13 protein-coding genes are annotated in these 12,353 nt (G+C 34.7%); 10 read left to right on the top strand and 3 right to left on the bottom strand.

Annotated elements, in window-relative coordinates; genetic code table 11:
* Positions 1-253: 253 nt before the first annotated feature.
* From B4N43_RS22655 to B4N43_RS22645, 3 genes are all read right to left on the bottom strand, one after another.
* Positions 254-781, bottom strand: coding sequence for a hypothetical protein (locus B4N43_RS22655; protein ID WP_248931887.1), 528 nt, complete (start codon positions 779-781; stop codon positions 254-256).
* 281 nt (positions 782-1,062) lie between these two features.
* A complete protein-coding gene (locus tag B4N43_RS22650; protein ID WP_286736378.1) occupies positions 1,063-2,751 on the bottom strand; it encodes an alpha/beta hydrolase-fold protein in 1,689 nt (562 codons plus the stop codon).
* 71 nt (positions 2,752-2,822) lie between these two features.
* Positions 2,823-3,635: a helix-turn-helix domain-containing protein gene (locus tag B4N43_RS22645; RefSeq protein WP_248931885.1), complete on the bottom strand. Its 813-nt coding sequence runs from the start codon at positions 3,633-3,635 to the stop codon at positions 2,823-2,825.
* A 342-nt stretch (positions 3,636-3,977) separates the two neighbouring features.
* Here B4N43_RS22645 and B4N43_RS22640 point away from each other — a divergent pair, with 342 nt between their 5' ends.
* From B4N43_RS22640 to B4N43_RS22595, 10 genes are all read left to right on the top strand, one after another.
* Entirely contained in the window at positions 3,978-4,127 is a 150-nt protein-coding gene (locus tag B4N43_RS22640) for a heavy metal-binding domain-containing protein (RefSeq protein ID WP_248931884.1), read from the top strand.
* A gap of 202 nt (positions 4,128-4,329) precedes the next feature.
* On the top strand, positions 4,330-4,617 hold the full coding sequence (locus B4N43_RS22635) for a hypothetical protein (protein WP_248931883.1): 288 nt from the start codon (positions 4,330-4,332) through the stop codon (positions 4,615-4,617).
* 75 nt (positions 4,618-4,692) lie between these two features.
* A complete protein-coding gene (locus B4N43_RS22630; RefSeq protein ID WP_286736377.1) occupies positions 4,693-5,448 on the top strand; it encodes a GLPGLI family protein in 756 nt (251 codons plus the stop codon).
* A gap of 6 nt (positions 5,449-5,454) precedes the next feature.
* Entirely contained in the window at positions 5,455-8,118 is a 2,664-nt protein-coding gene (locus B4N43_RS22625; RefSeq protein WP_286736376.1) for a carboxypeptidase-like regulatory domain-containing protein, read from the top strand.
* Between the two features lie 402 nt (positions 8,119-8,520).
* The gene (locus tag B4N43_RS22620; RefSeq protein ID WP_248931881.1) at positions 8,521-9,441 is read left to right on the top strand and encodes a tetratricopeptide repeat protein; all 921 of its coding nucleotides are present in this window, start codon (positions 8,521-8,523) and stop codon (positions 9,439-9,441) included.
* 17 nt (positions 9,442-9,458) lie between these two features.
* Positions 9,459-10,190 (top strand): hypothetical protein, encoded by a 732-nt coding sequence (locus tag B4N43_RS22615; protein WP_286736371.1) that lies wholly within the window; start codon positions 9,459-9,461, stop codon positions 10,188-10,190.
* A 137-nt stretch (positions 10,191-10,327) separates the two neighbouring features.
* On the top strand, positions 10,328-10,753 hold the full coding sequence (locus tag B4N43_RS22610; protein ID WP_075993082.1) for a DUF4844 domain-containing protein: 426 nt from the start codon (positions 10,328-10,330) through the stop codon (positions 10,751-10,753).
* Positions 10,754-10,833: 80 nt separating this feature from the next.
* Complete coding sequence (locus B4N43_RS22605; protein WP_248931880.1) at positions 10,834-11,160, top strand: hypothetical protein; 327 nt, start codon at positions 10,834-10,836, stop codon at positions 11,158-11,160.
* 41 nt (positions 11,161-11,201) lie between these two features.
* Positions 11,202-11,855 carry a hypothetical protein gene (locus tag B4N43_RS22600; protein WP_286736366.1) on the top strand — a complete coding sequence of 218 codons (654 nt, stop codon included), beginning with the start codon at positions 11,202-11,204 and terminating at the stop codon, positions 11,853-11,855.
* Positions 11,856-12,155: 300 nt separating this feature from the next.
* A partial coding sequence (locus B4N43_RS22595; RefSeq protein WP_286736364.1) for a DUF7710 domain-containing protein occupies positions 12,156-12,353 on the top strand: 198 nt, incomplete at its 3' end.

Genomic DNA, 12,353 nt, shown 5'->3' with positions numbered 1-12,353 from the left:
AAAACTATAAGTCAATTATGAAGCCTATCAGCTTTGAGAAGAATGAGGATCAAAGTATTTTGAAAGCGGAAGTCTCAGGTAATTTTCCTGGAAGCCCTATTGTATTGAGTTACCGGCTCAATATTGTTGGTAATCAAATCCAATTTCTAAAAATTACAGGATAAGGAGAAATTTTATGGACCAAAGGGTATCGGTGGTATTTATCGAAGAGTGGGTTGATCTGGAGAAAGACTGCGGAATAGTGCTGCTGTAACTATGTTTCTATCGTCGAGAATAAAAGGTGCTGTATTGACGGAGGATTTTCCCCATCTGCCTCGAAGATATCAACCTTAGTTTGTAGCAACCTATCATCTTTAATTATCAGATGCGCGGGGAAAACATTTTGTACTTTCTTTTTCAGCTTTTCAAATACCTGAAAATCAGTGTCGCTTACAGAGGTAAATGATTTTTCCCGATTGGAAAGGCTCATTATCCTGATCGCAAAATAGGGTAAGATAACACTGACAAATAAAGAGTATAAAATGTCTTCATTCTGCTCAAGGCGGAAGGAAAAGTGATACGAAGGGCTTCCCCCTAAGAAGGAGTAGTCCCAGATTTCAGCAGACAGGTCGGTAAGGGATTCTTTTAATTGTTCCCATTGCCCGCGGTCTGACCAGGCTGATTCAATACATCGTTTCCGGTTACTGTAAGGTTCTGAAGAGGAATAAGCCATGATATCGTCGAGGGTAAGACCCTCCGGATAATACTCTTTTAACTGCTCCGTTATTTGTTCCTTTCGCATCTGAATTTATTTACAATTAGGATCCCAGTTTTTCACTCCCGTCCCAGGATTAGTTCCTACCATATTGGCTACTCTCGCAAGATTCGCTCCAAGCTGGGCATTGATATAAACCTGCATTTCAGGAGGCCTTTTCTTTTGTTAAAACTGCCGAACGAATCGACTGTTCTTCCGCGTAACCAACTCTTCTTTCGAACCCATACCGTAGCCTTAACAATGCGTCATCATCTTGAAATTAAGAGCTGTAGATATTCTTTTTAACAACCTTTTGATGAAAAGGACACTTACATATTTTGGGATATATTAAGGTTAATACGATTTATCCAAATTTGTTCTCGGTCTTGGTTGTTTTCAAAGTTCTGCAACATATATTCACGATTGTACTTTACTTTTTTATTGAAATACAACTTGCCATTTACGTAAACCTTTACTTTCTTCTTCAGATTGACCATTTCAGGCGAAATATTGATTGAAAATGATTTAATAGAAGAAGTTTTAATTCTGAAAATGTTGTTTTGATATTCAGCTTTTATTTTTCCTGATCTTCTTGGAAAATCAAAAGCTTTTTTATCAACTTCCTGAACAATTAAGCTATCGTCTTTGTCATATTTCAACCATTGGCTGATTTTAAAATTTAGCTCTTTGTGCCAATTTGATTTTTGGCTTAAGGTATCTAATTTTATGTCAGAAAACCAATCAATATTTCCGTATTTTTCATCATCGAATTCCCAAGATATTTCTTTCGGAAAAGGGTTTCTCTTTCGGGGTATTAGGTCGTTAAAAAGAATCTGATAAGCTGGTTCAGATTCGTCAAATTGTGGAAACCAATGCGGAAATCCATTGTACCGATAATCTTTGTAATCGGCATTTATTCCGTTCATTAATTTTGTTAAATCATCATTTGCGTTTGGTGGATAATAATAATCCTCATCTGTTGAAAAATTGATAAATGAACGGTTTTTAATATTTTCAACGAAAGTACCACCAGTGAAAATTTTTGGATAAGTGTTAAATCCGTAAAAACCTGCAAATTGTGTAGGTTGTTTCATCAGATATGAAAACGACCCCGTTCCTCCGTTAGAATGTCCCGAAATGAAAACTTTATTGTCATCAACGTTGACTGCTTTCTTGATACTTTCAAGCATTTCGGGAATCATAAAAAAGCCCTCATTTGATGTCATCCAATTGTATTGCCTGCTCCCTTTTGGAAAGACTAAAATGACATCATTTTGAGCTGCATATTTTGTGTAATATCTATTCCAGCCGCCTAAATTCCAATCGGCAAATTGATAATCAATCAACGCATTACTTCTTACTGCTCCGTGGAGAAAGAAAAGTAGGGGATACTTCTTTTTAGGATTGTAATTTTTTGGCAAATGAATAAAAAACGAAGTTTTGGTTGAATCGTTTATTTTGAATGAAATAGAATAATCCTGATTTTTTTTCACTTTGTAGGGATTAAAGTTTTTTATTTTCTCATAAAGAGATTTTTCATCCTGAAATTTATCTAGATTAGTTCGCTCTATGCTGAAAAATTCATCTTCCTTTACTTTTAATTGGCTGTAAAAACGATCTTTATTTTTAATAGCATCGCTTTTCAAAATTTGCCATCTTGGGTCACCTATTAGATCTTTATATTCTTCCGAAGCATAATCTCTAATTATGTAATTCCAAGCGGGATAAGTTTTCCAGTCGGTTTCCTTCTTTGCCAGCGGAGATAAATAGGTAAATGCCTTATCTTTATTATTCAATTTATAAGCTAAGATTGAAGCGTTATAGCGGCTAAATTGATCTATACTATCCGGAAATCTTGCGAATGCGTCTTCGTACAATCCTAATGCATGCAGATACGCAATTGAATCTTTTGCATTTTTTTTGTTTTCGACCGCTTTTCGAATCAAAGTTGAATAATTTTCCTGTGCTTGGGCAAATAAACTTAACAGAACTAAAAATAAAACAATACAATATCTCATAAATCAAAATTTAATGAGGCAAATCTACAGACAAACTATTTCGGAAACTTGTAAAAATGGAACATTACTCGTTAAGGATCCAGATGCCAAAAAGTATCTTCTTTTCCTAAAATAGTTCCTTTGCTAAAAAAGTTTCTTGGTGAATTATCAACGAGGTTTTTATAGATTTTATTGAGATGAGATTGATCGCTGAAATTAAACTCGTAAGCAATTTCAGTGAAGCTACTTTCAGGGTTCTCAAAAAGTTTCTTGTTAACGGACTGTCTAAAAAGAACTATTTCGTAAAATTTTTTGATGGAAACTCCCAAATTAATTTGAAAGACTCTGTTTAAATGTTGTCTGCTGATTCCAATGTAAGTTGAAAGTTCTGTGACAGATATTTTCTCGTCATTACTGAAAATATATTGAACTGCTTGTTCTAAAATTGGGCTCTCAAATTTTTTAAAACGATGTAATAAAGCGTTGTCTAAAAAATCTGAAATACGTTTTATTTGAGTTGTAGAAAAGATTTCTTTTAGTTCTTTTGGACCGAAAAACTCGTAATCTGTTATATAATCTGCAAAATTTAAATTTTCATAAAATTGCTGAATACCTAAAGGATGAAATACAATGACGATTCTGTAAACTGTTCCAGATTGTTTTACATTAAGTACTTTTTCCCGAATAGGGGTGAAAATCTGAAATGGTTTTGCGTTATCATCAAATTTTATTTCTCCATTTTCCAATCTCACATGATATCTATAAATTGAAATTGTATTATTAAAATGGGGGAAACATAGGAATTCATTGATCACATTATTTGGTTTAATGTCCAAATAGTAATAATCAACATACTTTTTGACTATAGGATTTTTTGGTTTGAATGTTTGAAATAATTCCTTCATTTTTAACTTTCTACCTCGCAAATCTGCAATAATTTCAAAAATAAGAAAAAAGTTAACATATATCTGATCGGCTAAATAATAATGGAGATTGGGAAAAAACCTATACAGCTTTGTTGGAGATTAGCGGTTAGTAAAGGGCTACTTTAGTCTAATATAATTCACTATCGAACTGTCCTAAATCAGCTACGGTTTCCCGTAACCAACCTTACTTTCAACCCAATACCTTAGCCTTAAATGTTTGTAATCATCTTGAAAGTTGATATCTGTAAGCCTATTAATTCAGCATAAATAATGTATATTAGGCTTGGGTATTAACCTTGCCCGATTGAAAAGTATAATGCCATGATAGTAACCACGACCAATTCCATCGAAGGGAGGGAGATTTCACGCTATAATGATCCAATAGCGGCCAATGTTGTCATCGGCACCACTGTCTTTAGCGATATAGGAGCGAGTTATGTCGATTTATTTGGCGGTCGCTTATTCGTGTAATTTACTATAAGTCGATAATTTCTTAAGCGTGTTATGTGATAAATATTTAAATAATTGCAGTTATGGGGAATTTAATTAATTAGTACGATTTTTGTTTGCTATACATTTGTGTAGATTTCAAAAAACCGCCTTATAATCATAATTTTTATAAATATATTCGATATTATATTAAATATAAATTACGAAAAAAAGTATTTTAAAGATGATGCTACTAGGTGGTGTTATCTTTGGAGCGAGCCAAGTTCAAGCATCAACCATCGCTGAAGAAGCTCCTGTCAAACATGAAAATGTGTTGGTTGAAGAAACTCCTACCAAACAAGAAAATGCGCTGGTTGAAGCTCAAGATCCGAGGGTAATTTGCGTTATACAAGTACTAATTCGAGGGAGTCAGATGGTTGGGGCATATCCACAAGATGTATTGGATGACATTTTGCAGATTGAAATGGAAAAGTGTGCAGATGGTACACACTCTTCATTGCCGCAGACATAATGTCATTATTAATTTGGTAAATTTATATTTCATAAATATGGCTGGATTTATCCAGCCATATTAATAATTTTAAGAATGAGATTACACAGAACTCTACTTCCTTTTTTTTTATTATTTTTTATTTTAAAAAGCCAAGGTCAGGGAACTTCCGGCTATGCATATTATTCAGTAATAAAAAGCGCCGATAGTTCACTTAACACGCCAGAGGAGCTTTGGATATTGAGCGCCCATTCTTTTGTCCCGAAAATCGCTTCCATGATGACTTTTAAACTTGAATTTACAGCAAGCAGGTCCTTATTTACCAGAGTCAAAAGTAAAGAAATTGACAAGTTGGCCAAGGCAGATGTAAGGAGTACTGAGACTTTAATAGGATATAGGGATTCTACATGGCAGGATACAGCGTATTGCTATAATTTTGATCGGGATATGAAAAACCCGCTTGATAAAAAGGGTTTAATGCTAAAAACAAATAATAATTTTGATTGGAAAATTAGCACTGAAACTAAGCAGATAGGTGAATTCATCTGTTATAAAGCAACGGGAAATAGGGAAACAAGCTATATCGAGGAAGGAGTTACTAAGATAAAGAAAAGGCTCGTTATAGCTTGGTTTTGCCCTGATATTCCGGTATCCTTTGGTCCTATATACACACGGAATCTTCCAGGACTGATCTTTGAATTTCAAGAAGGTGGAACTCTTTATGGATTGAAGGAATTGAATTTTGCAAGTAAACCTGAGATTGCACCATTACCAAATAAAGAAATTATTACTAAAGAAGAGTGGCGTACTAGATTATATGAAAAAGCCAAAGATTTGAATATTCCCTATTAATAGCTTGTGAAGTTTAGATATATACTATTATTTATTCTCCTATGTCTACTGACCAATAGTTTACTGGCGCAACAAAACTTGCTATTTAAAGGCCTTGTTGTGGATGACAGCGACAAACCGTTGGAGAACGCAAGTATCGTGATCAAACGTATTCCTTCTTCCGGAATTGCTCCCGTATTTCAGAAAACTGATCAGCAGGGACATTTTCAGCTCGAATTTTCGAACACAGGAAAAATTGAGCTTACGATCTTCAGGTTAGGCTATCAGAAAGTTGTTGATACCTTGGATATTCGATCGGCAGAACAAAAATTCAAATTATTAAAATCCGTCAAGAGACTTGAAGAAGTAAAGATCGACTACCAATACCGTGCAGTTGAAATTGCCAAAGATACGATCCGTTTTTCTGCTGACTATTTCCGGGACAGTACCGACCGAAAATTACAGGATCTTATTGAAAAGATGCCTGGCTTTTCCATTGAAGATGGAAAAGTGCGTTTTCAGGGGAAGCAGGTCAATGTAACCTTGGTGGAAAATGAACGCTTTTTTGGTGGCGGCAGTAAGCTCGCTATCGAGAATATTCCCGCAAAAGCAGTGGACAAGGTTGAAATGATCAGTAGGTTTTCCCAGAACGACCTGCTGAAAAGTGTGCAGGTAAATGATCAGCTCGCCATGAACATCAAACTGAAAGAGAATAAGAAGAATTTCATCTTTGGGGATCTTGAATCGTCATTGGGGAGCGAAAAATCCTACAAGGAACACGCCGCCCTATTTTATTACTCACCGGAAAAAACCATGTCTTTTATTGGGGATATCAATAATATCGGTACTTCACCGGTCTCCAAAGAAGATATTGATCGGGTTCAGGGTGCCGAATTGCAATATTTTTCTAATTCAGTTAATAAGAATAACCTGGCTGGATATGATCGCGACAATCGAAATGTGATAAAGAACATCAATAAGTTCGCCGCATTCAACGGTTTTCAAAAGGGACTAAAGAAGAAATTTAGCGTAAACCTCTATGGCGTGTATGCCGAAAACAGGTTGGGTACCATGTTAGATGGCACTAATCATTATTCTTTTCCCGATCTTCGGTATACAGAACAAACCAATATGCGTTCTTCGCAGGTCAATAGACAGGCGTCTTTCAATATTTCGAGCAATTTTAAGCCAAATCCCTATTTTAGCTTGGATTACAACCTGGGTACATTCTGGACAATGCCCAGGCAGGAGGTACATATGAACAATGTCATTGACAGATTTGGAGTAGACAACAATAGTATACAAATCCAGGATGGACATTCCATTGTTTTAAAACAATATCTCGAAGGGAGCTGGAAGCATTCTTTGCGAAGTTACAGTTCTTTTGCTTTTCAGCACCAGTATACCTCAGAGAAAGATAATTTCTCCCTTTCTTCGGACAGCCTTTTCCTACGTGGCTTCATACGTTTTGATTCTATGGCGAACTATAGTATAGTGAGACCTGTAGAGCGGAAGATGCATCTTTTCAATGGGTCTTATAAATACTATTGGGTCATCAATCAGAACCAGCAGCTTCATCTGGAAGCGAACTCCCAAAATGAATTATTACGGCAGAATGGACAGTCAGTTGGAGCCCAGGATACAACGGGTGCGCACATATTTGACCACGAGCAGTATTATCGAAACAGCAGCAATTATTTGGGTGGGAGCTATCGGTTGGACTTTGATAAGTTAAAAATACTATTTTCCTTAAAGCAGTACTATTTATACTTAATCAATCAGACTCCAACAAACGATGATCGTCATGGGCAATGGTTTCTACAACCGGAGCTGGATCTTAAATATGGGAAAAGTGCGTTGGATGGATTTCGCCTTAATTACCGAAGGGGTTATACTTTTGCGACAGCAATGGACCTTAATCCGTCTTATTGGATCACAGGTTACAATAGTTTGTCCCGGGGAAATATCCTGCTGGAGGGACAGACATTCCATAAACTTACTTTTACCTATAACAATTTTAGACTTACGGACTTTCGGGTAATCCATTTTAACAGTGCATTGACTTTGAAAGATAAGATCAAAGGGAACAGCCTTTTGACTTCTTCCTACGAGCAGTTGAAGACGGTGCAGTTGTTTGATCGACCTGATCTCAATTTCACCAATATCGGGGGCTATAGTATAAGATACGGTAGGTTTGAACCTGGTGTATTCCTGTCCTATATCCATATGAGGTTAGCGCAGCGTATCGATAACAGCGAGATTTATCTACGTCAGAATACAGTTTCAACAGATCTTTCCTTAAGATGGTTTATACCAAAGTTGGCAGATGTAAAAGTGGCCTGGACAAGAACAGATAGTTGGCAGAAGAGTTTGGGCGATAGTCAAAAGGTCGCGCTTAATAAATGGAGCATTACCGGGAAATATCAGCTGAAGAATATTGTATTTAAGACAGATTGGAGTCTCTTGAAGACAGGGCTGGGGGATAGCAGTGCTGATCCAACTACTATAAATGGAAATTTTGAATTGCGTTACCAGAAAGTAAAATCTCCATTCAGTTTTTATATTCAAGGGCTAAATGTGTTAAAAAATACGAGCTACCGCACTGCGGTACTGACAGAGTACATCAGTTCCGAAAAAATCATCTATACGATGCCCCGTATTTTCCTATTGGGTTTATCGTATAGTCTATAATATTCTTACGTTTTCCCGTAGCCATTCTATGCACATCATGGATGATTTGGTTCAATGTCGCCTCAACTTTGCATACTAAATTAGGGTTGAATGCCTAGAGCCTACGGATTCCTGTAACCAATCCTACTTTCAAATCAATACCTTTGCCTTACAGTTTGTATTAACCTTGAAAGTTAATAGCTGTAGACCTATTAATTCAGAATAAAGAATGTATATTAGTCTTGGGTATTAACCTTGCCCGATTGAAAAGTATAATGCCATAATAGTAACTAATAACAGTAGCATTTATGTTGATTTTAATAGTTATAAAGATGATCACTATATCAATCAAAAAAATTGAAGGGACATATCAGATTGCTAAGCGAACAGCTTTATTGGTCGATTTAAAAACTTACACCACGAATGAGAAATAAGATATTGACACTATTACTTTTATTAACAACCTTAATATCCTACGGACAAAAGAAAATGGAACAGACATTCTTCACCTGGGACAATTTTGTTGGCGGATTTGCCAAAGAAATGGTTTCTGCCGAAGACGTTTTTAATAGTATGGTCAAGAGTGGTCTTAAAGACAACTGCTTAACAAAAATGGACTTTACTTTTATCTCAGATAAAAGTGAGAACTTACAAAAGCTTGGAGAATTTATCAAGGCACACTATCCATACACTGTTCAAGAAGTTAAGAAATACGGAAAATTATGGGAACTAAACGGAGAGACAAATGAAATTCCAATGACAGCCGACAACTTACTTTTTTGGGATTTGGATATGTATAAAAGAGGTTTTGAATTTGACGCAAAACTTGATGCTTACGGTGGACCTTTTGATCCAAAGGAGCAGAAATTTCCAGTAATTGACTCAACAAAGGCGGACTATTATTTTGACAAAGGTTTAGCATGTTATAACAATGGAGATTTAAGCGGAGCAATATTTAATTGGAGCTTAACAATCCAAATTGACCCCAAAGACCCAAATGCTTACTATTCAAGAGCTATCGTAAAAAACGAGCTATACACTTGGAAATTGGCACTTAAAGACTACGACAAAGCAATAGAAATTGCACCAAAATTTGCGAGTGCTTTAATAAATCGTGGTGGACTTAAAGACGAAAATGGAGATTATAAAGGTGCAATCGCTGACTATGAGACAGTTTTGCAACTTGACAAACTGGAGCAGGAAGCAAAACAACAGGCATATTTTAATTTAGGCAACACTTATTTCAATATAAAAGACAAAGAGAGAGCTTGCGAAAATTGGAATAAAGCATTGGACAACGGAGCAGAATATGCGAAAGAACGAATTAATGAATACTGCAAATAGAAAAACTGCTCATAAAAATGAAATTTAAGTTTTTATTTTTATCTATACTTACTATCCTCTTAAATAGCTGTGGTTTTGACCTATCTAGTGAATGGGATATTACTGAATTATATGTACAAAAAATAGAGGGGTCGTCTAAATTACTTTATAAATATGATGCTTGGGGGGGAAGAGATTCTCACATATCTGGTTTTATAATTATCGATTCTACACAATCTTTTAAAATTAATTTAGATAACACTCTTCCTATGTATAATCTTTCAGAAATTCCAAGCAAAAATAAAATCTCTGGTATAAAACACGAATGTAAAAATGATTGTGGTGACGAGTATTATAAAACAAAACCAAATTATTTACCACTTAGAATAGATAAATTAAAATCTGAAGGAATAGCTATTGAAAATATTGTATTTCAATATCGTGGTTTAAGCGAAAAAGATAGAGGATTAAGAGGCGATTTTGTTTTCGAAAAGTTTATTGAAACAAAAGATAGTATTTACTTCTTCAATCTTAATGATATTAAAAGCGTGTATAAGACGCATTTAGATGAATTGAAACTAAAAAAGGGAGAAGTTTATTTAAGTGAAAATGAAGCTGGAAAAATAACTAGAATTGTAATAAACCAAACAACTTTAAACCCTCTAAATAAGGAGATTATTCAGACAGTTGCCTATTTTCTTAGTCCAGAAAGTAAAATAGAAAGTAGTGATTTCTCTGATAGAGGAATATTTAAAGAAGTCAGAGCATGAAAGTAATATCGTATATAATACCGGTTTGTCAAATTGATGTACGACGGGAGTGTGTGCCGAGGTTTCAATAAATAAAAATTCAAAGCGGATTTGGAGAGATTTTTTAAGATAAAAAGATAAAACAGGAATTCTAATTTATGAGAAAATTAAAAGTAAGTTCAGTATTTATTACAGCAATTTCAATAATATTGATTGTATTTGCCTGTAACAAGAAATCAAACTATTCAATTAAACATACAAAAAACCTTGAGATACTAAAGAAAGAACCCAAATTTCAGGCAAGTGCTTTTTATCCAGGTTTAGAAAAAAGGCATGACAAAAAAGTTTTATCAGACTTGCTTAACGACAGTATTGATGACTTTATTGAAGGCACAAAGGATAATTTTGACGAGGCTGAATATAAAGAACTTTTAAAAGAAAGCCTCCAAAGGTTCGAAACTTTTAATTTAGATACGGAGGATAGGGAGTATGTTTCTGGTTATTTTGAAAAGATTATGGATGCGGTAGAGTTGAAAAGTTCTGGAGGCGTACTAAATAATGGGGTTTATAACCGAAACTTCTAACATTAGACTATTGCACTAAAACTTACCTCTCCCCGAAAAATTGGAGCATTTAAAAGTATTACCCCCTAACAATCTTTATCATGGAGCTTTTAGAATTAATTGATTTTTTTAGGGATGGTGGTTCGTTCAAAGAATTCTGCCATCTGCAGTCATTACATGAGGAATCCGAAGTGATTGAGATTTTTATGGAGATCCCATTGGATATTCATAATGAATTGAGATATTTTGAAATCGAGAAAACTGGCGGTAGTATAGCATATTCAGATAATGGAATAAATTACCATAATTTATTTGATTTTTATTATTTCTTAGATGCCATTGAAGATGCAAATAATAGTCAAAACAGATCCCTTTCTAATGAAGAACTGGCAGAATTACTCTATAATTACGCGATTCATGATGCATAGGGAAATAACTATATCTCGCTTCCAAGTAAATAGTGGATATAATGAAATTAAGTCAAATTAGTCTGAGAGCGAAATTTTTACCAGGTAAAAATTTTAGAGAATTTAATAAAGAATGTTGGAGTATTGCCGAAATGTATTGGTCATTTCTTCGTGAATATAATACTGATGATGTCAGAAAATGTATGATTTCTGTTGGAGAGGATCCTTCAGAGGTGGATAAAATAACATCGCATAAAGGTTTTCGCGAAGTTTATAAGCAAATAAATTTTGACCAGTATTTTGAAATGAATCCATTTGAAAAGAAGTCTTTACAGCTTGATTTGATTCATTCCGGAATGACAACTATTTGTGGATTGGAAAAGTGGGATACTGAACCATTACTGAAAGCATATAAATACTGTCTTGACAACGATTTAAATTACAAATTCTTTATAAATAGTAAATACAAACGCTCACCAAATTGTCAATGGAAATTAGGACTTTGGTGTGAATGGGAGATTAACTTTTTTAAATTATTTTGGGTTTTATTTGACAAGACTGGTCGTGAAATCAATCGAGATTTGATAACTGAAGGCGAGCCTAGCGGTGGTGAAATAGTTTATTATTTAGATTATAAATGGGATGACAACAATTATATAACTATCCGCAATAAATCGAGACAAAATATAGAAATGTGGAAAATTAAAATTTTATAATAAAGCAATTCTTCCTCCATGTGAATTTGGATGCTTTTCCCAATGTGGAAGAAATATTGGTCCATTATACTAATGTGCAAAATTTGGAAGGTATCGAGAGGCTCAAAAATCTAAGAACATTTCGTATCGACTACGGCAGAAACTTACAATCTGTCAAGGACGTAAACGAATGTAAGCACATCGAAATGGTTATTTTCAATAATTGTAGAAAAATAGATGATTTCGAGCAGATAGAAAAGAGTCCAGGTCGGACTGTCCTGCATACAAGATTTCCAGGGTAATTTTAATAAAATAAGCAATATGTTAGATACAATTTGGGTTTTTCATGGAGAAGGAGGGCGGTTTTCAAGTGGAGTTTTTACTTCAATTGAAAAGGCGGAAATATGGATATATAAACATAAGTTATCAGGAGTTTTAACAGCATATCCAATTGATGAAGGGGTGTACGACTGGGCATTATTTAATGATTTTTTCAATGTGAAAAAACAAGCTCAAATG

Source organism: Sphingobacterium sp. UBA1897 (assembly GCF_002337775.1).
Classification (GTDB): Bacteria; Bacteroidota; Bacteroidia; order Sphingobacteriales; family Sphingobacteriaceae; genus Sphingobacterium; species Sphingobacterium siyangense.
Note: the sequence above shows the minus strand (reverse complement) of the source record. Positions and strands in the feature narration are given on the sequence as shown.

Excerpts from the sequence above, each read along its gene's own strand:
- B4N43_RS22610 (WP_075993082.1), top strand. The coding sequence starts at position 10,328 with ATGAGAAAATTAAAAGTAAGTTCAGTATTTATTACAGCAATTTCAATA.
- B4N43_RS22605 (WP_248931880.1), top strand. The coding sequence starts at position 10,834 with ATGGAGCTTTTAGAATTAATTGATTTTTTTAGGGATGGTGGTTCGTTC.
- B4N43_RS22620 (WP_248931881.1), top strand. The coding sequence starts at position 8,521 with ATGAGAAATAAGATATTGACACTATTACTTTTATTAACAACCTTAATA.
- B4N43_RS22615 (WP_286736371.1), top strand. The coding sequence starts at position 9,459 with ATGAAATTTAAGTTTTTATTTTTATCTATACTTACTATCCTCTTAAAT.
- B4N43_RS22655 (WP_248931887.1), bottom strand. The coding sequence starts at position 781 with ATGCGAAAGGAACAAATAACGGAGCAGTTAAAAGAGTATTATCCGGAG.
- B4N43_RS22630 (WP_286736377.1), top strand. The coding sequence starts at position 4,693 with ATGAGATTACACAGAACTCTACTTCCTTTTTTTTTATTATTTTTTATT.
- B4N43_RS22600 (WP_286736366.1), top strand. The coding sequence starts at position 11,202 with ATGAAATTAAGTCAAATTAGTCTGAGAGCGAAATTTTTACCAGGTAAA.
- B4N43_RS22645 (WP_248931885.1), bottom strand. The coding sequence starts at position 3,635 with ATGAAGGAATTATTTCAAACATTCAAACCAAAAAATCCTATAGTCAAA.
- B4N43_RS22635 (WP_248931883.1), top strand. The coding sequence starts at position 4,330 with ATGATGCTACTAGGTGGTGTTATCTTTGGAGCGAGCCAAGTTCAAGCA.
- B4N43_RS22640 (WP_248931884.1), top strand. The coding sequence starts at position 3,978 with ATGATAGTAACCACGACCAATTCCATCGAAGGGAGGGAGATTTCACGC.
- B4N43_RS22650 (WP_286736378.1), bottom strand. The coding sequence starts at position 2,751 with ATGAGATATTGTATTGTTTTATTTTTAGTTCTGTTAAGTTTATTTGCC.